This is a genomic window from Variovorax fucosicus (assembly GCF_030316825.1).
GTDB lineage: Bacteria > Pseudomonadota > Gammaproteobacteria > Burkholderiales > Burkholderiaceae_C > Variovorax > Variovorax fucosicus.
In genome coordinates, this window is the sequence record NZ_JASZYU010000002.1 from 765,059 (window position 1) to 785,673 (window position 20,615).

The 20,615-nt window shown below is 66.5% G+C and carries 25 protein-coding genes; 6 read left to right on the top strand and 19 right to left on the bottom strand.

Features of this window, described 5'->3' with window-relative positions:
* Positions 1-12: 12 nt before the first annotated feature.
* The 3 genes from QTI05_RS15720 to QTI05_RS15730 all read right to left on the bottom strand — a co-directional run bounded on the left by QTI05_RS15720 (position 13) and on the right by QTI05_RS15730 (position 5,305).
* Entirely contained in the window at positions 13-2,055 is a 2,043-nt protein-coding gene (locus QTI05_RS15720; RefSeq protein WP_286622157.1) for an alpha-1,4-glucan--maltose-1-phosphate maltosyltransferase, read from the bottom strand.
* Positions 2,048-3,973 carry a 1,4-alpha-glucan branching protein GlgB gene (glgB, locus tag QTI05_RS15725; RefSeq protein WP_286622158.1) on the bottom strand — a complete coding sequence of 642 codons (1,926 nt, stop codon included), beginning with the start codon at positions 3,971-3,973 and terminating at the stop codon, positions 2,048-2,050. The genes QTI05_RS15720 and glgB overlap by 8 nt, the downstream gene beginning before the upstream one ends.
* A gap of 114 nt (positions 3,974-4,087) precedes the next feature.
* Positions 4,088-5,305, bottom strand: a complete 1,218-nt coding sequence (locus QTI05_RS15730; protein ID WP_286546233.1) for a polyhydroxyalkanoate depolymerase — start codon at positions 5,303-5,305, stop codon at positions 4,088-4,090.
* A 103-nt stretch (positions 5,306-5,408) separates the two neighbouring features.
* Here QTI05_RS15730 and QTI05_RS15735 point away from each other — a divergent pair, with 103 nt between their 5' ends.
* Positions 5,409-6,065 carry a glutathione S-transferase family protein gene (locus QTI05_RS15735; RefSeq protein ID WP_286545853.1) on the top strand — a complete coding sequence of 219 codons (657 nt, stop codon included), beginning with the start codon at positions 5,409-5,411 and terminating at the stop codon, positions 6,063-6,065.
* A gap of 31 nt (positions 6,066-6,096) precedes the next feature.
* Here QTI05_RS15735 and QTI05_RS15740 read toward each other — a convergent pair whose 3' ends face one another.
* Positions 6,097-7,026, bottom strand: coding sequence for an SAM-dependent methyltransferase (locus QTI05_RS15740; RefSeq protein ID WP_286657827.1), 930 nt, complete (start codon positions 7,024-7,026; stop codon positions 6,097-6,099).
* Between the two features lie 98 nt (positions 7,027-7,124).
* Positions 7,125-7,706, bottom strand: a complete 582-nt coding sequence (locus QTI05_RS15745) for a GbsR/MarR family transcriptional regulator (protein ID WP_286545856.1) — start codon at positions 7,704-7,706, stop codon at positions 7,125-7,127.
* 117 nt (positions 7,707-7,823) lie between these two features.
* Here QTI05_RS15745 and QTI05_RS15750 point away from each other — a divergent pair, with 117 nt between their 5' ends.
* Positions 7,824-8,912, top strand: a complete 1,089-nt coding sequence (locus QTI05_RS15750; protein WP_286622160.1) for a PA0069 family radical SAM protein — start codon at positions 7,824-7,826, stop codon at positions 8,910-8,912.
* Between the two features lie 10 nt (positions 8,913-8,922).
* On the top strand, positions 8,923-9,414 hold the full coding sequence (locus QTI05_RS15755) for a gluconokinase (RefSeq protein ID WP_286622161.1): 492 nt from the start codon (positions 8,923-8,925) through the stop codon (positions 9,412-9,414).
* A 12-nt stretch (positions 9,415-9,426) separates the two neighbouring features.
* Here QTI05_RS15755 and QTI05_RS15760 read toward each other — a convergent pair whose 3' ends face one another.
* The gene (locus tag QTI05_RS15760) at positions 9,427-9,903 is read right to left on the bottom strand and encodes a MarR family winged helix-turn-helix transcriptional regulator (RefSeq protein WP_286622162.1); all 477 of its coding nucleotides are present in this window, start codon (positions 9,901-9,903) and stop codon (positions 9,427-9,429) included.
* A 55-nt stretch (positions 9,904-9,958) separates the two neighbouring features.
* On the opposite strand from QTI05_RS15760, the gene QTI05_RS15765 reads away from it, so the two are divergent.
* Entirely contained in the window at positions 9,959-10,486 is a 528-nt protein-coding gene (locus QTI05_RS15765) for a thioesterase family protein (protein ID WP_286622164.1), read from the top strand.
* A 30-nt stretch (positions 10,487-10,516) separates the two neighbouring features.
* On the opposite strand, the gene gnd is transcribed toward QTI05_RS15765, so the two are convergent.
* Positions 10,517-11,935: a decarboxylating NADP(+)-dependent phosphogluconate dehydrogenase gene (gene gnd, locus QTI05_RS15770; protein ID WP_444812926.1), complete on the bottom strand. Its 1,419-nt coding sequence runs from the start codon at positions 11,933-11,935 to the stop codon at positions 10,517-10,519.
* A gap of 153 nt (positions 11,936-12,088) precedes the next feature.
* Here gnd and QTI05_RS15775 point away from each other — a divergent pair, with 153 nt between their 5' ends.
* Positions 12,089-12,406, top strand: a complete 318-nt coding sequence (locus QTI05_RS15775) for a hypothetical protein (protein WP_286545862.1) — start codon at positions 12,089-12,091, stop codon at positions 12,404-12,406.
* A 10-nt stretch (positions 12,407-12,416) separates the two neighbouring features.
* Here the strand turns inward: QTI05_RS15775 and QTI05_RS15780 are convergent, their stop codons facing one another.
* From QTI05_RS15780 to QTI05_RS15790, 3 genes are read right to left on the bottom strand one after another with little or no spacing between them, the layout of a single operon-like run.
* Positions 12,417-12,854, bottom strand: a complete 438-nt coding sequence (locus QTI05_RS15780) for a DUF6691 family protein (protein WP_286622166.1) — start codon at positions 12,852-12,854, stop codon at positions 12,417-12,419.
* A gap of 9 nt (positions 12,855-12,863) precedes the next feature.
* The gene (locus tag QTI05_RS15785; RefSeq protein ID WP_286622406.1) at positions 12,864-13,298 is read right to left on the bottom strand and encodes a YeeE/YedE family protein; all 435 of its coding nucleotides are present in this window, start codon (positions 13,296-13,298) and stop codon (positions 12,864-12,866) included.
* Positions 13,298-13,624 carry an ArsR/SmtB family transcription factor gene (locus tag QTI05_RS15790; RefSeq protein WP_286622167.1) on the bottom strand — a complete coding sequence of 109 codons (327 nt, stop codon included), beginning with the start codon at positions 13,622-13,624 and terminating at the stop codon, positions 13,298-13,300. Before QTI05_RS15790 ends, QTI05_RS15785 begins: the two co-directional genes overlap by 1 nt.
* 89 nt (positions 13,625-13,713) lie before the next feature.
* Here QTI05_RS15790 and QTI05_RS15795 point away from each other — a divergent pair, with 89 nt between their 5' ends.
* Positions 13,714-14,589 (top strand): MBL fold metallo-hydrolase, encoded by an 876-nt coding sequence (locus QTI05_RS15795; RefSeq protein WP_286622168.1) that lies wholly within the window; start codon positions 13,714-13,716, stop codon positions 14,587-14,589.
* Between the two features lie 7 nt (positions 14,590-14,596).
* Here the strand turns inward: QTI05_RS15795 and QTI05_RS15800 are convergent, their stop codons facing one another.
* From QTI05_RS15800 to QTI05_RS15840, 9 genes are read right to left on the bottom strand one after another with little or no spacing between them, the layout of a single operon-like run.
* A complete protein-coding gene (locus QTI05_RS15800) occupies positions 14,597-15,202 on the bottom strand; it encodes a 3'-5' exonuclease (protein WP_286622169.1) in 606 nt (201 codons plus the stop codon).
* Positions 15,199-15,564 carry a TfoX/Sxy family protein gene (locus tag QTI05_RS15805; RefSeq protein WP_286622170.1) on the bottom strand — a complete coding sequence of 122 codons (366 nt, stop codon included), beginning with the start codon at positions 15,562-15,564 and terminating at the stop codon, positions 15,199-15,201. The genes QTI05_RS15800 and QTI05_RS15805 overlap by 4 nt, the downstream gene beginning before the upstream one ends.
* 25 nt (positions 15,565-15,589) lie before the next feature.
* The gene (locus QTI05_RS15810; RefSeq protein WP_286545868.1) at positions 15,590-16,228 is read right to left on the bottom strand and encodes a LysE family translocator; all 639 of its coding nucleotides are present in this window, start codon (positions 16,226-16,228) and stop codon (positions 15,590-15,592) included.
* An 18-nt stretch (positions 16,229-16,246) separates the two neighbouring features.
* A complete protein-coding gene (locus QTI05_RS15815; protein ID WP_286545869.1) occupies positions 16,247-16,636 on the bottom strand; it encodes a VOC family protein in 390 nt (129 codons plus the stop codon).
* 6 nt (positions 16,637-16,642) lie between these two features.
* Positions 16,643-17,116: a GNAT family N-acetyltransferase gene (locus QTI05_RS15820; RefSeq protein WP_286545870.1), complete on the bottom strand. Its 474-nt coding sequence runs from the start codon at positions 17,114-17,116 to the stop codon at positions 16,643-16,645.
* Positions 17,113-17,655 (bottom strand): GrpB family protein, encoded by a 543-nt coding sequence (locus tag QTI05_RS15825; RefSeq protein ID WP_286622171.1) that lies wholly within the window; start codon positions 17,653-17,655, stop codon positions 17,113-17,115. Before QTI05_RS15825 ends, QTI05_RS15820 begins: the two co-directional genes overlap by 4 nt.
* Before the next feature lie 3 nt (positions 17,656-17,658).
* Positions 17,659-18,516 (bottom strand): S-formylglutathione hydrolase, encoded by an 858-nt coding sequence (gene fghA, locus QTI05_RS15830; protein WP_286622172.1) that lies wholly within the window; start codon positions 18,514-18,516, stop codon positions 17,659-17,661.
* Complete coding sequence (locus QTI05_RS15835; RefSeq protein ID WP_286622173.1) at positions 18,513-19,430, bottom strand: alpha/beta fold hydrolase; 918 nt, start codon at positions 19,428-19,430, stop codon at positions 18,513-18,515. Before QTI05_RS15835 ends, fghA begins: the two co-directional genes overlap by 4 nt.
* Positions 19,423-20,532: an S-(hydroxymethyl)glutathione dehydrogenase/class III alcohol dehydrogenase gene (locus QTI05_RS15840; protein WP_286622175.1), complete on the bottom strand. Its 1,110-nt coding sequence runs from the start codon at positions 20,530-20,532 to the stop codon at positions 19,423-19,425. The genes QTI05_RS15835 and QTI05_RS15840 overlap by 8 nt, the downstream gene beginning before the upstream one ends.
* Between the last annotated feature and the right edge of the window lie 83 nt (positions 20,533-20,615).

Consider the following 20,615-nt stretch of genomic DNA (forward strand, 5'->3'; position numbering starts at 1 on the left):
GCAACGGGTTCCTCAAAGGAATTGTTCGAAGTCGTTCTCGTCGCGCACACGGCGCCGGACAAGCAGGATGTGGGCCGGCGCCTGCTGCGGGTCGAGCCGCACGTAGTGGGATTCGCCCTGCCAGAGAAAGCGTTCGTCGCTCAGCAGATCGTGCATCTGGAAGCTGTGGCCTGCCTCCACGCCGATCGACTCCGGCGTGAGGCCGACCCAGCCGTCCTGCGGGTTGTGCGGATCGAGGTTGACCACGGTGACGACCACGTTGCGGCCGTCGGGGGAGGCCTTGGCATAGGCAATCAACTGTTCGTTCTCGACGGGCAGGAAGCGCAGGCTGCCGTTGAACTGCAGCGCCGGGTTGTCATGCCGCACGCGGTTCACCCGCGTGATCAGCGGCGCGATGCTCTTCGGCTGGTCGTGATCCCAGTGGCGCAGCTGGTACTTCTCGGAATCGAGGTATTCCTCGCTGCCGGGGTTGCGCGGCAGGTGCTCCAGCAGCTCGTAGGCCGGCCCGTAGATGCCGTAGTTGGCCGCGAGCGTGGCGGCCAGCACCAGCCGCAGGCGGAACATCGCCGCTTCGCCGCCCTGCAGTTGCGCATGCAGGATGTCGGGCGTGTTGGGCCACACGTTGGGGCGGAAGTACTCGTAGCCCGGCCCCTGCGAGAGCTCGGTGAAGTACTCGACCAGCTCGGCCTTGGTGTTGCGCCAGGTGAAGTAGGTGTACGACTGCGAGTAGCCGACCTTGGCCAGCCGGTGCATGACCTTCGGCCGTGTGAATGCCTCGGCCAGGAAGATGACGCCGGGATGCTGGCGCTTGATCTCGGTGATGCACCACTCCCAGAACGGAAACGCCTTGGTGTGCGGGTTGTCGACGCGGAAGATCGTCACGCCTTCGGCGATCCAGTGGTCGAACACGCTCTTGAGTTCGAGCCACAGGCCTTGCCAGTCGTCGCACTCGAAGTTGAAAGGGTAGATGTCCTGGTACTTCTTCGGCGGGTTCTCGGCGTACTGCACGCTGCCGTCCGGACGCCAGCGGAACCAGCCCGGGTGCGCCTTCACGTAGGGGTGGTCGGGCGCGCACTGGAACGCGATGTCGAGCGCGATCTCCAGGCCATGGCCGTGCGCCGCCGCGACCAGATGGCGGAAATCGGCCAGGGTGCCCAGCGCGGGCAGGATGTCCTTGTGGCCGCCTTCGGCCGCGCCGATGGCCCATGGGCTGCCTACGTCGTCGGGCTCGGTCACCAGCGCGTTGTTTTTGCCCTTGCGGTCGATTCGGCCGATCGGGTGGATCGGCGGAAAGTACAGCACGTCGAAGCCCATCTTCGCGATCGCCGGCAGCCGCGTCTCCACGTCGCGCAGGGTGCCATGCTTGCCGGCCGGGCCGGTGGAGCGCGGGAACAGCTCATACCAGCTGCTGAAGCGCGCGCGCTCGCGGTCGACGATCAGCGGCAATTCGGTGAAGTGCGCCTCGAAGCGCCGGTCCGGGTACCTGGCGGCGACGGCAGCCTGGTCTTCGTCCAGCGCCATGGCCTTGAGGCTGGCGCCGTCGATGCTGCGGTCGGCGGCGCTGCGGTCCAGCGTCTGTGCCCAGGCGGTCAGCGCTTTCTGGTCCGCGCCCGTGGCACGGCCGGCCGCGCTCGCGATTTCGATGGCACCGACCTGCGCCGCCACGCGGATGTCTTCTTCATCGACGCGGCGCTCGAGTTCGTGCCGCCAGGACGCGAAGGAGTCGACCCAGGCGACCACGGTGTAGGCATAGCGGCCCGGCACCGGCGGCACGAAGTCGGCCTCCCAGATGTCGTTGTAGAGCAGCACCATCTCCACCTCGTGCGCCGCGACGTTGCCCTCGGGCCCCCAGCGCAGCATGACGCGCAGCACGTCGTGCCCTTCGGCAAAGCAATGGGCCTTGACCTCGAGCTTTTCGCCGGCTGTGCGCTTGACCGCGAAGCGCCCCGCGTCGACCACCGGCAGCACGGCATCGATGATGGTGCGCACGCGCCCGTCGGGCGGCATGCCGGGCGGTGCGGCTGCGAGAAGGGCGGGGGTCTGGGTTTCATGCATCGGTCGAGGGCTTCAGGATCAAGGTGGACAACGGCGGCAGGGTCAGGCTCAGCGAATGCGGTCGGCCATTGGCCGGCGTCGACGCAGCGGTCACGCTGCCCATGTTGCCCCAGCCGGCGCCCCCGTATTCGATGGCATCGCTGTTGAGCAACTCGCGCCAGACGCCACCGGTCGGTACGCCAACGATGTAGTTTGTACGCGGCAGCGGGGTCAGATTGCAAGCCACCAGCACCGGCGCACCGCCCCGACGCGGCTTGCGCAGGAACACCAGCACGCTGGCTTCGGCATCGTCGGCGTTGATCCATTCGAAGCCGTCGGGCGAGAAGTCGAGCTGGTAGAGCGCCGGCTCGGCCTTGTAGACCCGATTCAGTTCGCGCACGAAGCCTTGCAGGCCGGCGTGTTCGGGGTGTTCGGCCGCCCACCATTCGAGTTCGCCGTCATGCGTCCACTCGCGCCGCTGGCCGAACTCGCAGCCCATGAACAGCAGCTTCTTGCCCGGGTGCGCCCACATCAGCCCGAAGAGCGTGCGCAGGTTGGCAAACTGCTGCCAGCTGTCGCCGGGCATCTTGTTGATGAGCGAGCCCTTGCCGTGCACCACCTCGTCGTGCGAGATCGGCAGCACGAAGTTCTCGTTGAAGGCATAGATCAGCGAGAAGGTCAGCTGGTGGTGGTGGTGCCGGCGGTAGATCGGATCGCGTGCGAAGAACGACAGCGTGTCGTGCATCCAGCCCATGTTCCATTTCATGCCGAAGCCCAGGCCGCCCATGTCGGTCGGGCGCGACACCATCGGCCAGGCGGTCGACTCCTCGGCCACCGAGACCGTGTCGGGGTGCTCGCGGTACACCGCGCGGTTCAGGTCGCGCAGGAACTCGATGGCTTCGAGGTTCTCGCGGCCGCCGTTGCTGTTGGGAATCCACTCGCCGTTGTCGCGCGCGTAGTCGAGGTAGAGCATCGATGCCACCGCATCGACCCGCAGGCCGTCCAGGTGGTAGTACTCCAGCCAGAACAGCGCCGATGAGATGAGGAAGCTGCGCACCTCGTTGCGGCCGTAGTTGAAGATGCTCGAGTTCCACTCGGGGTGGAAGCCCTGGCGCGGATCTTCGTGCTCGAACAGGTGCGTGCCGTCGAAGTAGCCGAGGCCGTGCTCATCGGTCGGAAAGTGCGAAGGCACCCAGTCGAGCAGCACGCCGATGCCCCGCTGGTGCAGATGGTCGACAAACGCCATGAAGTCCTGCGGCATGCCGTAGCGCGAGGTCGGCGCAAAGTAGCCGGTGGTCTGGTAGCCCCAGGAGCCGTAGAACGGGTGTTCGGTGATCGGCATCAGCTCCACGTGCGTGAAGCCCATCTCGACCACGTAATCGGCCAGGCGGCTCGCCAGTTCGCGGTAGCCCAGCATCTGGCCATCCTGGCGTTGCCAGGAGCCGGGGTGCAGTTCGTAGATGGACATCGGCGCGTCGAGCGCGTTTTTCGGCGCGCGCGAGGCCATCCAGTCGGCGTCGTGCCAGTCGTGTTCGAGCGACCACACGCGCGAACCCGTGGCCGGCGGCGCCTCGGCATAGAACGCATACGGGTCGGCCTTGTCGACCACATAGCCGTTGTGCTGCGAAAAGATTCGGTACTTGTAGGCCTGCCCGCGCCTTGCCTCGGGCGCAACGCCCTCCCAGATGCCGCTCGAGTCGGGCCGGGGCTCCAGCGGCAGCGCGCTGTCGTTCCACCCGTTCCAGTCGCCGATGACGGAGACGGCGCGCGCATTGGGGGCCCAGACCGCGAAGGCGGCGCCCTTGCCGTCGGGTCGCAAATGGCATCCCAGCATGTCATGCATGCGGGCGTGGGTACCTTCACGGAATAGCCAGCTGTCTTGCTCGCCGAAGCGCTGTGGTTGGTTTTGCACGGATGAATTTCCCTTGTGGCCGGACATTGCGTCCGGTGGCTGCGAGCAACTCATTGGAGCGCGGAACCGCCCGGCAGCGCGAGCCGCCGAGGGAGCCTTGACCTGTAGGACAGCGGCTAGTGTGTCGGCGCCGCCGGAAATTCAGTGCAGTTCTGCGGCCGCGTGGATGGTTTCACGCACGCGCGGGTAGATCTGCGCGTTCCACTTGCTGCCGCTGAACACGCCGTAGTGCCCCACGCCGGCCTGCAGGTGGTGGACCTTGAGATAAGGCCGGATGTTGGTGCAGAGGTCTTGCGCCGCCACGGTCTGGCCGACCGCGCAGATGTCGTCGCGCTCGCCTTCGACCGTGAGCAGCGCGGTGCGGCGGATCGCGGCCGGGTTGACCCTGCGCGTGCCCACGGTGAGCTCGCCACGGGGCAGGTCGTAGGTCTGGAACACGCGCTCGACCGTCTCCAGGTAGAACTCGGCCGGCAGGTCGTTCACCGCCAGGTATTCATCGTAGAAATTGCGGATGGTGTCGGCCTTGTCGATTTCGCCTTCGACCAGGTGCTCGAACAGCTTCTTGAACTGCTCCTTGTGCCGCGCGGGGTTCATGCTCATGAAGGCCGAAAGCTGAAGAAAGCCGGGGTACACCCGCCGCGTGGCCCCCGCATGCGGCCATGGCACGCGGCTGATCAGGTTGCGCTTGAACCACTCGATCGGCTTGCTGGTGGCCAGGGTGTTCACGCCGGTCGGGTTGATGCGGCAATCGACCGGGCCGGCCATCAGCGTCAGGCTGCGTGGCGCGGCCGGGTTGTCGTCCTCGGCCATCAGCGCGGTGGCGGCCAGCGCCGCCACGCAGGGCTGGCACACCGCCACCAGATGCACGCCGGGGCCGATGGCCTCCATGAAGCTGATGAGCTGCAGCGTGTATTCGTCGAGCCCGAAGCCGCCTTGCCAGACCGGCACGTCGCGCGCGTTGTGCCAGTCGGTCACGTAGACGTCGTGGTCGCGCAGCAGCGTGCGCACCGTTTCGCGCAGCAGCGTCGCGAAATGGCCCGATAGTGGTGCAGCCAGCAGCACAGGAGGGTGCATCGTGCCCGTTTCCTTGCGGAAATGGAGCAAGGTGCCGAAAGGAGCCACCAGCACCGGCTCTTCATGCACGGCGACCTCCTGGCCCTCAACGACCACAGTCTTGATGTCCCAGGCCGGCCGCGAGTGGGTGATGCGCATGCGCGAGAACACCTCCAGCTGCGCCGCCATGCGCCGCACCGCGCTTCGCTCGGAGCCCGCGCTCCAGAGCGCGGCTCCCATGAACTGCGCGGTGAGCCGCAGTGGCGAGAGCATGTCGGCTTGAGTCTGGTAGGCCCGGTAAAGCATGAGGCCGTTGCAGGCAAGTTGCGGGCCAAGCCGGGCGGCGGTGGCATGGGGCTTGCACGGCGGCAGGCTGCCGTCGAATATGACGGCGTCAAGGAGCGTCGCAATGGCCAAACCCGTCCTCACGATCAGCAGCAAGAACTACGGTGCCTGGTCGTTGCGCGGCTGGCTCATGTGCCGCCTGGCCGGACTCGACTTCACCGAAAAGGTCATCCCGCCCGACGATCCGGCCATGAAGGCCGAGATACTGCTGCTCTCGTCGTCGATGCTGGTGCCGTCGCTGCAGCACGGCAGCGTGAAGGTGTGGGACACGCTGGCCATCGGCGAGTACCTCAACGAGATCAAGCCCAAGGCCGGACTGCTCCCGGCCGATGCCAAGGCGCGAGCGCACTGCCGCGCCATCAGCGGTGAAATGCACTCCGGTTTTGCGTCGATGCGCGGTGCGTTGCCGATGAACATCAAGGCCAGGTTTCCCAACTTCAAGATCTGGTCGCGCGCGCAGGCCGACATCGATCGTGTGGTCGTCATCTGGCGCGAATGCCTGAAGGCGTACGGCGGCCCCTTCCTGTTCGGCAAGCAGCCCTGCATTGCCGACGCAATGTACGCACCGGTGGTGACGCGCTTCATGAGCTACGACGTGGCGCTCGACCGCGAATGCACGGCCTACTGCAAGCGCGTCATGGAACTGCCCGCGATGCAGGAATGGGTCAAGGCAGCCAAGGAAGAGCCCGAGGAAATCGACGAACTCGACGCCGAGTTCTGAGCCCCGAGGCGCGCCTGGAACACGGGCGTGCTCAGGGTTGTTCGCGCACGGCCGTGACCATGCAGTAGTCGAACTCGTTCCAGAACATACCGAGTGCGAGCGAGCAGTAGCTGGCCACGATGTGCTTGCGCCGCCAGGGCGTGAGGCGGCCGCGTGCCTTCCAGAGTTCGGCCAGCGTGAAGCGGGTCGCGAGCACCGGAATGTGCAGCGCGCTCGGCGCGACGCGCCAGCGCAGCGACCGTACCTGAACATCGGCAAAGCCATGCTCGCGCAGTGCCGCGGTGAAATCGTCGCGCACCGCCAGCGTCGGCACCGCCCAGCTGTCGGCCCACAACCGGTGCAGCCAGTTGGCAAGCCGGCCCTGACGGCGCCGCAGCAGGAAGCCGTCGACCACCACCAGCCGCGCGCCGGGCTTGAGCAGGCGCGCGGCTTCGGCGATGAAATCGGCCTTGGCGGTGCCGCTTGCATAGCACGCGCTTTCGACGGCCCAGGCACCGTCGGCCGCGGCGGTGGGCAGGCCGGTGCGCGTGTAGTCGGCTTCGATGTGGGCCAACCGGTCGGCCACCCCGGCCTGTGCGTCCAGACGGGTTGCGATCTCGTTCTGCACGGCCACGTTGGTCACGGTCACGGCAAAGAGGCTGGGGCGCTCCCCGACCAGCAGGCGTGCAGTCGCACCCGCACCGCAGCCGAGGTCGACCACGCAGGCCGGCCCCGCGGCCGGCAACTGCAGCGCACGGCCTACGGCGCGGTTCATCTCGCCGAGCATGCCTTCGCGCCGCAGCGGGTTCAGCCCGGGGCGCCAATAGCCGAAGTGCATGTTGTAGTGAGCGCTCCAGGCCCGGTAGTCGTCAGCCACCTCGGTGAAGTAGTCCTGTGTGTCGGCCGAGGTGACGGGTGCTGTGGCCGCAACGGGTGCAGACGGGCTTGCCAACGGCAGGTCGGGGTTCAACCGGGCGGTCATGGAAACCAGGCGGTAAGCGGGGCGTACATCGGTGTGCATGGGGCTTCAGTTTTCGTTATTTCAGTTGAAACAGAAACGATTGGGCAAAAAAAGAGCGCTCAGATCATCGGCAGGCTGGCGTGGTGGGCGTTCGGATCTTCCGGCGTCTTCGACGAACCGTCACCGCGCACGAACTTCTGCACGCTGGCGCCCAGGCTCAGCACCTTGTCCAGCGTGCCGGGCGACAGGCGCAGCATCTCGTCGGCCCAGGTGGCGAGCTTGCCCATGAGGTCGAGCGTGGAGCGGATGCGGTCTTGCGCGTCGGCCGGCTCCTTCTGGAAATCGGGGCTGGCCACAAGCTCGCGCAGCATGCGCACGGTGGGGTCGAACTCGCGCTCCTTGCGCTCGCGCACCACGGTGCGAAACAGCTCCCACACATCGACGCTGGTTTCGAAGTAGTCACGCCGGTCGCCCATCACGTGGGTCACCCGCACCAGGTTCCAGGCCTGCAATTCCTTCAGGCTGTTGCTCACGTTGGAGCGCGCGACATTCAGGGTTTCGGAGAGTTCTTCGGCATGCAGCGGCCGGCCGTGCGCGAACAGCAAGGCGTGGATCTGCGAGACGGTGCGGTTGACGCCCCACATCGAGCCCATCTCGCCCCAATGGAGCACGAACTTGCGTTGGATGTCGGTGAGTTGCATGCGGTAAGCTTAAACATTCTTTGATTTCTGTCAATAAAGAAATCAATTCTTTTGCCATTGCTGGCTTGGCGGGTCGATTGGTTGCATACTGTTGTTTTATACAGTATTGAGGTCGCCATGACCGACGCTTTCATTCCGATCAGCGCGCTCAAGGGCCGCGGCGCCGCGACGCGCATTGCGCACCGCTTCGAAAAGGAGGCGCGAGACGCGTACGACGATGGTTGGGGCACGCTCGAAAACGAAGAGGCCGATGCACCTTCGGCGCCGCAAACCGAGGTGCGCTTCGAGGATGCCAAATCGGTGCTGAGCGACAACGACTCGCCCGACATTCCGTTCGATCGTTCGCTCAACCCCTACCGCGGCTGCGAGCACGGCTGCATCTACTGCTTTGCGCGGCCTACGCACAGCTACCTCAACCTGTCGCCCGGCCTCGATTTCGAAACCAAGCTCATCGCCAAGCGCAACATTGCCGAGGTGCTGCGCCACGAGCTGGGCAAAAAGAACTACCGGCCGAGCCAGATCGCCATCGGCACCGCGACCGACTGCTACCAGCCGATCGAGCGCGAGTTGCGCCTGACGCGATCGGTGATCGAAGTGCTGCGCGACACCAACCATCCGTTCGCGCTCGTCACGAAGTCGAGCGCGGTCGAACGCGACCTCGACCTCATCGCGCCGATGGCGGCCCGACAGCTGGCCGCCGTGTATGTGACCGTGACAACGCTCGACGGCGAACTCGCCCGCAAGCTGGAGCCGCGCGCGGCCGCACCGCACCGGCGCCTTCGCACCATCCGCACGCTGGCCGAGGCCGGCGTGCCGGTCGGCGTGAGCGTGGCGCCGCAGATCCCGTTCGTCACCGAAGACATGGAGCAGGTGCTCGAAGCGGCCTGGGAGGCCGGCGCGCGCTGTGCCTTCTACACGGTGATCCGGCTGCCATGGGAAGTGGCGCCGCTGTTCAAGCAGTGGCTGGAGTTGCACTATCCGCAGCGCGCCGACCGCATCATGGCGCGCATCCGCGAGATGCGCGGCGGCAAGGACTACGACGCCGACTTCGCCACGCGCATGAAGGGAAGCGGCCTGTGGGCCGAACTGATAGGCCAGCGCTTCCAGAAAGCCACGCGGCGCATCGGCTTCAACCGCGACCGGATTCCGATGAATCTTGGCGCGTTCCGGCCACCGGGTGCCGCGGGACAGGGAAGTCTGTTCTAAAGTCGGCAGGATGAATTCTGTCTGGATCGTGGTGATGGGGGTTTCCGGCTGTGGCAAGTCCAGCCTGGGTGACGCGCTGGCCAAAGACCTGGCGTTGCCGTTGATAGAGGGCGACGACTTCCATCCACCCGCCAATGTCGAAAAGATGCGCGCCGGCATTGCGCTCGTCGACGCCGACCGTGCGGGCTGGCTGGATGCGCTCGGAGCCGAACTCGCCGCCCACCCGAAGGGCGCGGTGCTCACCTGCTCTGCGCTCAAGCGTGCCTACCGCGACCGGCTGCGCGCGGCCGTGCCGGATCTGCGCTTCGTCTTCATGGAACTGACGCGCGAGGAGGCCGAGCGCCGCGTCGCGGCCCGTGCCGCGCAGCACATGTTTCCGGCCAGCCTCGTGGCCAACCAGTTCGCCACCCTCGAGTCGCCCGTGGGCGAAGCCGGCGTGCTGGCGGTCGACGCGACCTCGCCGATGGCCGCGCTGATCGCCCAGAGCAGGGCGTGGTTGTAGGAAAAACGGGATTCAGGCCCGCGCCACCCGCATGGCTTCGAGCGCTTCGGACGCGCGATCCATCACACGCGCGACCACCTCCATGTCGGCCTCCGAGGCCGACGCCACCATGGCGCTGACCACTTCGGCCTGAACCTGGAGCGTTTCGCGCGCCACCGCCATCCCCGCCTCGGTGAGCGACAGGCGCTTGACGCGCGCATCGGCGCTGTCGCTTTCGCGGCGCACCCAGCCTTGCCCTTCCATGTGCGCGACCAGCATGCTCACGCCGCTCTTGGCCACGAAGCAGCGCGCCGCCAGCGCCTGCTGCGTGATGCCGGGCGTGGTGGCGATGGTGGCCAGCACCTCGTGCTCGCCGACGCGCAGGCCGATGGCGGCGAGCCGGGCCGTCATCACGGCCTCGCAGAGGTTGTAGGCCCGCACGGCGGCCAGCCAGGCCAGCGTGCCGTGCGGCGCGGAAGGGGATTTCGGTGTCCGGGAAGGAGGGGTCATGGTTCGTTCAAAATTGAACTATAATGTTCAAAACTGAACCAATTCTAAACCCGTCATGAACCTCTACCTGCGCCTCCTGATGACCTTGCTGCGCGCCTGGCGCGCGCCGCGCCTCTCGCCGGGCGACACGCTGGAGCGCCAGCTGCGCGTGCTGCCCAACGACCTCGACCTGAACGGGCACATGAACAACGGGCGCTACCTCACGATCATCGACCTGATGCTGGTCGAGTACTTCGTGCGCACCGGCTTTGCCCGCACGATGCTGCGCCACGGCTGGCGGCCGATGGCAGGCGGCTCGCTCATCAGCTACCGGCGCGGGCTGCAGCCTTTCGAGGGGTACACATTGCGCTTCCGGCTCGACGCGACCGACAGCCACTGGAACTACATGCGCTTCGAGTTCGTGAAGGGCGACAAGGTCTGCGCCGCCGGCTACATGAAGGGTGCGGCCGTCGCGCGCAGCGGGCTGGTGCCCAACCTCGAGTCCTACGCCGCCATGGGCCTGCCCCTGCCGGCGGGCGAGTTGCCGGTGCCCGTGCGCGACTGGATCGCGGCCGAGCAGGGCGTGATGCGCGCGGCTTGGTAGCCCGGGCACCGGCAGCGGTTCAGACCGGGGTCAGCCAATCACCTCGGGCCAGTCGGTGTGGAAGAACTGGCCTTCCGGCTTGTCGATGCGCTCGTAGGTATGGGCGCCGAAAAAGTCGCGCTGCGCCTGCAGCAGGTTGGCCGGCAGGCGCTCGGCACGGTAGCTGTCGTAGTAGGCCAGTGATGCGCTGAAGGCCGGCACCGGAATGCCGTTGCGCACCGCCAGCGCCACGACTTCGCGCCAGTTCTGCTGCGTGCTGTTGAGCAGGTCCTTGAAGAAGGGCGCGAGCATCAGGTTGGCCAGTGCCGGGTCGGTGCGATAGGCGTCGGTGATGCGGTTCAGGAAGCGTGCACGGATGATGCAGCCGCCGCGCCAGATCGATGCGATGCCGCCGAAGTCGAGCCCCCAGTTCTTTTTCTCGCCCATGGTCTTGATCAGGTCGAAGCCCTGGGTGTAGCTGATCACCTTCGACGCATAGAGCGCGTCGTGCACCTTGGCGACCAGGTCTTTCTTTGCGGCGCTGAGGTCGGCCTTCGGCCCCTGCAGCTGTTTGCTCGCGACCACGCGCTGCTTCTTCTGCGACGACAGCACGCGCGCTTCGACGGCGGCGTTGATGGTGCTGATGACCACCGCGTTCTCGGCCGCATTGAGCAGCGTCCATTGGCCGGTGCCCTTCTGGCCGGCCTTGTCGAGGATCAGATCGACGATCGGCTTGCCGGTCTCGGGATCCTTCTGCTCGAGCGCCTTGCCGGTGATCTGGATCAGGTAGCTTTGCAGATCGCCTTCGTTCCATTCGTTGAAGATCGCGGCCATCTCGTCGGTGGTGAAGCCGGCGGCCTTGAACAGGCTGTAGGCCTCGCAGATGAGCTGCATGTCGCCATACTCGATGCCGTTGTGGATCATCTTCACGTAGTGACCGGCGCCGCCGGGACCGATGTGGATCACGCAGGGCTGGCCGTCGACCTTGGCTGCGATGCTTTCGAAGATCGGCTTCATCACCTCCCAGGTCGACGCCGGGCCGCCGGGCATGATTGCCGGCCCCTTGCGCGCGCCTTCCTCGCCGCCCGACACGCCCGCGCCGATGAAGCGCAGGCCCTTGGCTGCAAGATAGGCGTCGCGCCGCTCGGTGTCGGTGTAGAGGCTGTTGCCGCCGTCGATCACGATGTCGTCCTTGTCGAGCAGCGGAATCAGTTGCTCGATTACCTGGTCGACCGCGGCGCCGGCCTTCACCATGATCTGGATCTTGCGCGGCAACGCCAGGCTCTGCACAAAGGCTTCGAGTGTGTCGCAGCCGACCAGTTGCTTGCCCGGATTGCGTGCGACGAACTCGTCGGTGGTTGCCGTGGTGCGGTTGAAGACGCTGACCTGGAAGCCACGGCTCTCCACGTTCAACACCAGGTTCTGGCCCATCACGGCCAGGCCGATCAATCCGAAGTCGCTTTTCTTCACGCTGTTGCTGCTCATGGATGTCCTTCTTGCGGCGCAGGCTGCGCCCGGGTTGTTTCAGCCGGGGATTGTGCCGGGCATGGCGCGGTCGTGTGATCCGGATACACCGCACGCGTTTTTTTGGCTAGAGTGGACACCAACCATAAGGAGCAGGCTTTGGAGAACAACGATGAAGGCTTTGAGATCACGGAGAAGCTGGTCTTCGACCTGAACCTCGCGCTTTACCTCGACCTGGTGGCCGTGTTGGAAAAATCGGGTGTCATCACCTACCGGCAAATGGCCGCGCGCGTGCTGAACGTCAGCATGGACGCCCGCGACGACGGCGACAGAAACCTTGCGAACGCGTTGGAAGGCATCGCCAAGGGATTCGCGGGGCAGGGCGATGGCTTGTCGATCGGCCTCCTGAAGGCCGCCCGCGAGATCCGCGAGGACGAAGCGCTGGGCGACGTGCCGATGCGTCCGGACGAGTCCTGACGGTTCCCGGTCAGGCCGGGCGGCGCGGCCGATGCCGTTGTCGCCGCTCGACCAGCTCGAAGCCGGCCATGCCGGCCAGCATGGCGCAGACGAACACCAGCGCCTTGGCCTCGCCCATGCCGAGCGCCACCAGCCCGGGGCCGGGGCAGAAGCCCGCGACGCCCCAGCCGAGCCCGAACACCAGGCTGCCGATGACGAGCCGGCGATCCACGTGCCGCGCCGTGGGCAGCCTCATTTCGGCGCCCAGCAGCGAACGCGCGCGTCGGCCGGCGACGAAGAAGGCACCCATGCCGACCGCGATCGCGCCGGCCATCACGAACGCCAGGGAGGGATCCCACTTGCCGGCCAGGTCGAGAAAGCCGAGTACCTTGCCCGGGTTGGCCATGCCGGAAACCAGCAGGCCGAGACCGAACACGAGGCCGGCCAGGAACGAAGTGACAGCGAGCATGACGAGCCTTCAGATCGCCAGCAGATGGCGAATCACGAACACCGTGACGAAGCCGGCGCCCATGAAGGCCACCGTGGCAACCAGCGAGCGCGGCGACAGGCGCGACAGGCCACACACGCCGTGGCCGCTGGTGCAGCCCGCGCCGTAGCGCGTGCCGATGCCGACCAGCAGGCCCGCCGCGACCAGGGCCAGGTAGCCGGCATCGATCTGCGGCGCCGGCCATGGCGCGAACACCAGGTAGGCGAGCGGCGCGCCCACGAGCCCCAAAGTGAAGGCCAGGCGCCACGCGACATCGCCACTGGCCGGCCTGAGCAGCCCGCCGACCACGCCGCTGATGCCGGCAATGCGGCCATTCAGCAGGGCGAACATGGCGGCCGCGATGCCGATCAGCACGCCGCCTGCGAGCGAGGCCCATGGGGTGAAATGCGTCCAGTCGATCGAGATCATCGCGCTTCCTTCGGGCAGTAGAGGCGGTACAGCACTGCCAGTATTTCGAGCAGCGCTGGATCCGACACGTTGTAGTAGATGTTCTTGCCTTGCCGGCGCGTCTCGACTACACCCTCGTTGCGCAAAACGCCCAGCTGCTGGGACAGCGTGGGTTGGTGAATGCCCAGTTGCGCCTCCAGCTCGCTGACGCACATCTCGCCTTGCGACAGCTGGCACAGCAGCAGCATGCGCTCCTCGTTGGCGAGCAGTTTCAGGGCGCCGACGGCGCGACCGGCGCCGCTGCGCAGGACTTGCGGATCGATGACGGTGGGGGAGCGCGGCATGAGGTCGAAGGAGATATTCAAGCTGCGATTAATATATCAGATAATATAATGTAATTAAGTATATCGTTCGACTGCCACGAAAGATCTCCATGACTGTGCGAACCACCACCCGCGCGTTCTTCGATCCGCAAACCTGGACCGTGTCGTACGTCGTCTGGGATCACGCAACGCGCCACGCCGCTGTCATCGATCCCGTGCTCGACTACGACTTCAAATCAGGCCATACGGGCACGAAGTCGGCCGACAAGGTGCGCGCGTATCTGCAGGCCGAGCAACTGCAGGTCGACTGGATCCTGGAGACGCATGCGCACGCCGACCACCTGTCAGGCGCGCGCTGGCTGCAGGAGTGCGTTGGCGGGCGCATTGCCATCGGTGCCCACATCCGCGAGGTGCAGGTCACTTTCAGGAAGCTCTACAACCTGGAGCGCGACTTTCTGCCCGACGGCAGCCAGTTCGACCACCTGTTCGGCGATGGCGAGACCTTCATGATCGGCACGGTAGAGGCCACCGCGCTGTGGGTGCCCGGCCATACCCCTGCGGACATGGCCTACCGCTTGGACGGGGCGGTCTTCGTCGGCGACACGCTGTTCATGCCCGACGTCGGCAGCGCGCGCGCGGATTTTCCCGGCGGTGATGCGCGCACGTTGTATCGCTCGATGCGTCGCCTGCTGGCATTGCCGCCGGAAACCACGATGTACGTCTGCCACGACTATCCGCCGGCTTCGCGCGGGCCCGCCTGGCAAACGACCGTTGCGGCGCAGCGCGTGCACAACATCCATGTGCGCGACGGCATCGGCGAGGACGAGTTCGTTGCCATGCGCCAGGCGCGCGACGCGACGCTCGACGTCCCGGCGCTCATCCTGCCGTCGATGCAGGTCAACGTGCGGGCAGGGCAACTGCCCCCGCCGGACGACAACGGCGTGGCCTATCTGCGCATTCCGCTCAACGCGCTGCCGCGCCATTGAAGCGCTGCTAGCGCGCCTCGGTGCCCAGCGCGTCGAACACGCGCATCGCAGCATAGGCATCGTTCGCGGCATAGCGCAGTTGCCCCTCGCTGAGGTGTCTTGCAGCCCAGTTCGACGTGGTTTGCTTGCGCGATTTGACGAAGCGCTGGTTGAACATGAGCGCCACCGCGGTCTTCACGCCCACCGAGTTGCGATGGCCCCGGCGCCGGAACACCGTGTCGAGATCCAGCACAGCCTGCGGCTCGATGCCGAGCTTGGCGCGGATCTGGGTCCGGTCGCTCGACAAGCCGAAGCCGACCTTGGTGAGCGCGCTCGACGCCAGCAGGCTGGCTGCCGCAGCGCGGCACACCGAATCGTGCAACTGGAACACCCAGGCGCGGTCGATCGCGGCCAGTTGCACCGTGTGCGGGCCGGTCGAGACTTCGTTCTTCAGGAAGGTGGGCTTCGATTCGGTGTCGAAGCCGACCACGCTCAGCTGCCCCAGCGCAGCCAGGGCGCGCGCGGCATCTTCCGGCGTCGCGACGAGTTCGATGTCGCGCAGCTCCAGGCCCGCGAAAATTTCGAGCGTGGCAATCTCTTCGCGGCTCGGCAGCGTGGGCAACGGCGCGCTCATCGGGCGCCCGACGAAACGGGCTTTTTCTTCTGTTTGGGCGGCTGGCCGGAGCGCATCGCCGCCTCCCAGGCGCGGCGGCCCCACACCGCCGCTTCGTCACGATCCTCGAACACTTCGGCGGGCGCCTGCCGGTACGACATCTGCATCATCTTTCCATTGCGGTTGTATTCGAAGGCCGGCAGCCTGAGCCGGTCGAAATGGGCCACGCTTTGCGCGTCGGCCTTGAGGTAGAGCGTGTCGCCGGCCACCAGCCCGAACATGCGGCCCTCGTGGTACACGCCGTGGCCGCCGAACATGCGTTTGGCTTCGATACGGCCCAGGCGCTCAAACACCTCGTGCAGGCTCTGGACGAACTCGCTCATGGCCGGTACTGCGTTGCAGGATCGTTCAGGCGTTGCTGGCCGAGCGCTTGACCGTGGCCAGCAAGGCGCTGGCACCGATGAAGACCGAGCCCGACGCGCGGTTGAACCAGCGCGCCCGGCCCTCGGTACGCAGCCAGGGCGCAATGCGTGCCGCGAAGCTTGCATAGAACATCAGCCAGAACAGCTCGAAGGCCACGAAGGTGGCGCCCAGCACCACGAACTGCGGCAACTGCGGCGCGGCCGGGTCGATGAACTGCGGGAAGAAGGCGGTGAAGAACAGCAATGCCTTGGGGTTGCTCACGCCGACCAGCAGCCCTTGCAGATAGAGGCTGCGGCGGCTCTTGCGCTCCGTGCCGCGGTCGGGCAGTGCGAAGCTCGATGTGGTCGAGCGCAGCGTCGTGACGCCCACGTAGAACAGATAGGCGACGCCGAACCATTTGATCGCGCTGAACACATGCTCCGACGCGGCCAGCACCGCGCCGAGGCCGATGGCCGAGAAGCTCATGATCGCAAGCACGGCCGTGACGCTGCCCATGGCCGAGAAGAATGTGCGGCGCGCGCCGTGGTTTACGCCGTTGGTGACGCACATCAGCACGCTTGGGCCGGGCGTAACGGTGAGGACGAGGACGGCAATGACGTAGAAAAACCAGGTGTGCAATGACATGAGAGGAGCTTCGATGGTTCAGGATGTGATTTCAATACGGTTGCCGTCGGGGTCGAGCACCACGCTCTCGTAGTAGCCGTCGCCGGTGCGGCGCGGGCCGTCGAGCACGGGGTAGCCGTCGGCCCGCAGGCGCTGTGTCAGCGTGTCGACCAGCGCGTCGGAGCCGACCGCGATCGCCAGGTGCGTCCAGCCCATGCGTTGCGCGCCGGCCTCGGCGGCCACGGGCGCCAGGGTCGTGGTGGTCATCGCCTCGATGCGCGCCCCATCGCCCAGGCTCAGAAAGCACGATGCGAAGCCCTTGGCCGGGTTGGCATAGCCCGCGCCGGCAGTCGCGCCGAAGTAGTTCACGTAGAACTGCTTGCAGCGCTCCAGGTCTTCGGTCCAGAGGGCGATGTGGTCAATGCGCATGGGGTTTCAATTTTCGCGGGGCAGGCAATGGTATTCAACCCGCTCGCGGCCGGTGCCCGGATGGCGGTCGACCGCGCCGCGCACCAGGCCATAGCGCGTGTAGAAGCGCTGTGCGCTGCTGTTCGCCGTGGCCACATGCAGCCGCCATCCTGCAGGCATGCGCCGGCTGGCTTCGTCGAGCAGCAGACGGCCGAATCCCTGGCCCTGCAGGTGCGGGTCGACAAACAGCTGTGCGACATAGCGGCGGGCCGGGTGCAGCGCCATGAAGGCCAGCAGCTGACCCTGGCGCTCGATCACCAGCACCTCGCAGGGCGGCTGGAACTCGGCCTGCACGCGCGCCAGCCAGTGTGCGATCGGTTCCAGCACCTGCACGTCGCGATGGGCCGAGGCCCACCCGCGCCGCCAGATGCCGGCGAGGGCCGCGGCTTCGCCCGGCGCGAAGTTGCAACGGCGCAGGCGCGAGGTGGAGGCGGGCGTCATGCTGCGCCCAGGACGGCGGCCACGAACGCCGTCTTGGCATCGGTGTAAGCCTCGCGGTCGACGCGGTGCAGCACCGCGAGGTCGTTCTTGAGCGCGCCGTAGCGGGCGGCCAGCGCGCCATCGGCGCGCAGCGCGTCGCGAAAGCGCAGGCGCCGCTGCCATTCGTCGCCGCCGTGCACCACCACATGAAGATGGTGCGTGCGCCGGCCGTCGGCCCAGCGCATGAACCAGCGCCGATTCGTCAGAGTGGCATTGAACCCGGCTGACGTGGTGTAGTGCGACTGCAGCAAGGGGCCGGCCAGCGCATCGGCCACCGCCATCGACTCGACGCCGGCCAGGATATCGATCACCGGCTTGGCCGTCATGCCCGGAATGGCCGTGCTGCCAAAATGTTGCACGTCGATCAGCTGGCCCGGGAACAGCGACATCAACCGCGCGCGCTCCGCTTCGAACTGTGCCGGCCAGCGTGCGTCCCAGGGGCTCAGTGCCACTTCTTCATGGATCGCGCGTTCCAGCGACTCGGCCTCGGTCGGCAACATGGTTCAGCCCGACAACGCGGCGGCGTGATGCGCCAGATGGTCTGCGACAAAGCTCTGGATGAAGTAGTACCCGTGGTCGTAGCCCTCGTGCCGGCGCAGCGTGAGCGGCTGGCCGATGGCCTTGCAGGCCGCCTCGAACAAGTGGGGGTGCAGTTGCTCGGCCAGGAATTTGTCACCCAGGCCCTGGTCGATCAGGATGCCGGCCGGGTAGGGCGCCACCGGCTGGTGCTGCATCAGCACCGTGGCGTCGTGCTCGATCCAGCGCCCGCTGTCGGCGCCCAGATAGCCGGTGAAGGCCTTGACACCCCACGGGCATTGCGTGGGCGCGCAGATCGGCGCCAGGGCCGACAGCGACTTGAACAGACCCGGATGCCGCAGCGCCAGCGTGAGCGCACCGTGGCCGCCCATCGAGTGGCCGGACAGGCCGAGCTGGTGCAGGTCGATCGGAAACTGCGCGCCCAGCAGCGGCAGGAGCTCCTTGATCAGATAGCTCTCCATGCGCCAGTGCTTGGCCCAGGGCGCCTCGGTCGCGTCGAGATAGAAGCCGGCCGCGACACCGAAGTCCCAGCTGTCCGCCTCACCCGGCGCGTTGGCCCCACGCGGGCTGGTGTCGGGCGCGACCAGCGCGATGCCCAACTCGGCCGCGAGCCGCTGCGCGCCGGCCTTCACCATGAAGGTTTCTTCGTTGCAGGTGAGGCCCGCCAGGAACATCACGGCCGGCACCTTGCCGACGGCAGCCTGCGGTGGCAGGAAGACCGAGAAGCGCATCGGCAGGCCGATCTCGCGCGATTCGTGCTCGACAAAGCGTTGCACACCGCCGAAGCAGCGGTGTTCGGAAAGCGTCTTGATGGCGTCGGTCATTGGGAAAGCAGCGGAACGAGTTCAAGCACCGCATCGGCGAACACGCGTGGCGCCTCCTGCGGTATGTTGTGGCCGACGCCCGGCACCAGACGGTGCGAACGCGGCCCGAGAAAGTAGTGGCTGTGGTCGGCGGTGCCTGTCGGCGCCATGACGCCATCGTCGGCGCCGTCGAAGGTGATGGACGGCACGGTGACGTGCGGCAGTTGCGCGAGACGCGCCTGGAGGTCGGCATAGGCCGGGTCGCCCTCGACCAGGCCGTAGCGGTGCCGGTACGAGTGGATCACCACATCGACGAAATCGGGGTTGTCAAAGGCGGGCGCGCTGCGTTCCCATGTCGCTTCGTCGAAGTGCCAGGTCGGTGACCAGAGCCGCCACAGCAGCTTGCACAACGCGTGGCGGTTTTGTTCCAGCCCGGCACGGCCACGCTCGCCGTGGAAGTACCACTGGTACCAGTAGCGAAACTCGTTCTCCGGCGCGGCGGGTGTCGCCGCGATCGCGATGTTCTGTACCTTGTAGCTGTTGAAGGACACCAGGCCCGCGCAGCGCTCGGGCCACAGCGTCGCCGCCACGCAGGCAGCAGTGCCACCCCAGTCGTAGCCGGCCAGCACGGCGCGCGGGATGAGCAGCGCGTCGAGCAGCGCCAGCAGATCCGACGCGAGTGCCGCCTGCTCGCCGGAGCGCGGTGTCGCCGGATCGACGAACTGCGTCGGCCCGAAGCCGCGCAGGTACGGCACCACCACGCGGCAGCCTTGCGCCGCGAGCAGCGGTGCCACCTCGGCGTAGGCATGCACGTCGTACGGAAAGCCGTGCATCAGCAGCACCGGCGGCCCGTCGGCCGGGCCGCTCTCGTGGAATGCGACATCGAGCACGCCCGCCCGGGTGCGGCGCAGCGTGCCCAGGGCCGCTTCAGTCATACAGCACCACGCCGCGGATCGACTCGCCGCGCTTCATCAGATCGAAGCCCTTGTTGATGTCTTCCAGAGGCATGGTGTGGGTGATCAGGTCGTCGATGTTGATCTTGCCTTCCATGTACCAGTCGACGATCTTCGGCACGTCGGTGCGCCCGCGCGCGCCACCGAAGGCCGAGCCTTCCCACTTGCGGCCGGTGACCAGCTGGAACGGCCGCGTGCTGATCTCGGCGCCGGCTTCGGCCACGCCGATGATGATGCTGCGGCCCCAGCCCTTGTGCGTGCACTCCAGCGCCTGGCGCATCACCTTGGTGTTGCCGATGCATTCGAAGCTGTAGTCGGCGCCGCCGTCGGTGAGCTGCACGATCGCGTCGACCACGTTCTCGGTGTTCTTGGGGTTGATGAAGTGGGTCATGCCGAACTTGCGCGCCATGGCTTCGCGTTCGGGGTTCAGGTCGACGCCGATGATCTTGTCGGCACCAACCATCTTCGCGCCCTGGATCACGTTCAGGCCGATGCCGCCCAGGCCGAACACCACCACGTTCGCGCCGGCCTCCACCTTGGCCGTGAAGATCACCGCACCGATGCCGGTGGTAACACCGCAGCCGATGTAGCAGACCTTGTCGAAGGGCGCGTCTTCACGGATCTTGGCGAGCGAGATCTCGGGGGCGACCGTGTAGTTGCTGAAGGTCGAGGTGCCCATGTAGTGGAAGATCGGCTTGCCATCGAGGCTGAAGCGCGAGGTGGCATCTGGCATCAGGCCCTTGCCCTGGGTGCCGCGGATCAACTGGCACAGGTTGGTCTTGCGCGAGAGGCAGAACTTGCACTGGCGGCATTCCGGCGTGTAGAGCGGAATGACGTGGTCGCCCTTTTTCAGGGTGGTGACGCCGGGGCCGACGTCGACCACGATGCCCGCGCCCTCATGCCCGAGGATGGCCGGGAAGATGCCTTCCGGGTCGGCACCCGAGAGTGTGTAGTAGTCGGTGTGGCAGATGCCCGTCGCCTTGATCTCGACCAGCACCTCGCCGAACTTCGGCCCTTCCAGGTCGACGGTTTCGATGGTGAGCGGGGCTCCGGACTTCCAGGCGACGGCGGCTTTTGTTTTCATGGGCAGTGGGAAGGTCGTTTCAAAAGAGCGGCCACTATAAAACGCGCCTTCCCACACCGCCCGGCGGCGGGCGGCTGGGCCCG

What these genes read in the sequence shown, in the direction of transcription:
- QTI05_RS15720 (WP_286622157.1), bottom strand. Translation starts at nt 2,055, where the DNA reads ATGCATGAAACCCAGACCCCCGCCCTTCTCGCAGCCGCACCGCCCGGC.
- glgB (WP_286622158.1), bottom strand. Translation starts at nt 3,973, where the DNA reads ATGTCCGGCCACAAGGGAAATTCATCCGTGCAAAACCAACCACAGCGC.
- QTI05_RS15730 (WP_286546233.1), bottom strand. Translation starts at nt 5,305, where the DNA reads ATGCTTTACCGGGCCTACCAGACTCAAGCCGACATGCTCTCGCCACTG.
- QTI05_RS15735 (WP_286545853.1), top strand. Translation starts at nt 5,409, where the DNA reads ATGGCCAAACCCGTCCTCACGATCAGCAGCAAGAACTACGGTGCCTGG.
- QTI05_RS15740 (WP_286657827.1), bottom strand. Translation starts at nt 7,026, where the DNA reads ATGACCGCCCGGTTGAACCCCGACCTGCCGTTGGCAAGCCCGTCTGCA.
- QTI05_RS15745 (WP_286545856.1), bottom strand. Translation starts at nt 7,706, where the DNA reads ATGCAACTCACCGACATCCAACGCAAGTTCGTGCTCCATTGGGGCGAG.
- QTI05_RS15750 (WP_286622160.1), top strand. Translation starts at nt 7,824, where the DNA reads ATGACCGACGCTTTCATTCCGATCAGCGCGCTCAAGGGCCGCGGCGCC.
- QTI05_RS15755 (WP_286622161.1), top strand. Translation starts at nt 8,923, where the DNA reads ATGAATTCTGTCTGGATCGTGGTGATGGGGGTTTCCGGCTGTGGCAAG.
- QTI05_RS15760 (WP_286622162.1), bottom strand. Translation starts at nt 9,903, where the DNA reads ATGACCCCTCCTTCCCGGACACCGAAATCCCCTTCCGCGCCGCACGGC.
- QTI05_RS15765 (WP_286622164.1), top strand. Translation starts at nt 9,959, where the DNA reads ATGAACCTCTACCTGCGCCTCCTGATGACCTTGCTGCGCGCCTGGCGC.
- QTI05_RS15780 (WP_286622166.1), bottom strand. Translation starts at nt 12,854, where the DNA reads ATGCTCGCTGTCACTTCGTTCCTGGCCGGCCTCGTGTTCGGTCTCGGC.
- QTI05_RS15790 (WP_286622167.1), bottom strand. Translation starts at nt 13,624, where the DNA reads ATGCCGCGCTCCCCCACCGTCATCGATCCGCAAGTCCTGCGCAGCGGC.
- QTI05_RS15795 (WP_286622168.1), top strand. Translation starts at nt 13,714, where the DNA reads ATGACTGTGCGAACCACCACCCGCGCGTTCTTCGATCCGCAAACCTGG.
- QTI05_RS15800 (WP_286622169.1), bottom strand. Translation starts at nt 15,202, where the DNA reads ATGAGCGCGCCGTTGCCCACGCTGCCGAGCCGCGAAGAGATTGCCACG.
- QTI05_RS15805 (WP_286622170.1), bottom strand. Translation starts at nt 15,564, where the DNA reads ATGAGCGAGTTCGTCCAGAGCCTGCACGAGGTGTTTGAGCGCCTGGGC.
- QTI05_RS15810 (WP_286545868.1), bottom strand. Translation starts at nt 16,228, where the DNA reads ATGTCATTGCACACCTGGTTTTTCTACGTCATTGCCGTCCTCGTCCTC.
- QTI05_RS15815 (WP_286545869.1), bottom strand. Translation starts at nt 16,636, where the DNA reads ATGCGCATTGACCACATCGCCCTCTGGACCGAAGACCTGGAGCGCTGC.
- QTI05_RS15820 (WP_286545870.1), bottom strand. Translation starts at nt 17,116, where the DNA reads ATGACGCCCGCCTCCACCTCGCGCCTGCGCCGTTGCAACTTCGCGCCG.
- QTI05_RS15825 (WP_286622171.1), bottom strand. Translation starts at nt 17,655, where the DNA reads ATGTTGCCGACCGAGGCCGAGTCGCTGGAACGCGCGATCCATGAAGAA.
- fghA (WP_286622172.1), bottom strand. Translation starts at nt 18,516, where the DNA reads ATGACCGACGCCATCAAGACGCTTTCCGAACACCGCTGCTTCGGCGGT.
- QTI05_RS15835 (WP_286622173.1), bottom strand. Translation starts at nt 19,430, where the DNA reads ATGACTGAAGCGGCCCTGGGCACGCTGCGCCGCACCCGGGCGGGCGTG.
- QTI05_RS15840 (WP_286622175.1), bottom strand. Translation starts at nt 20,532, where the DNA reads ATGAAAACAAAAGCCGCCGTCGCCTGGAAGTCCGGAGCCCCGCTCACC.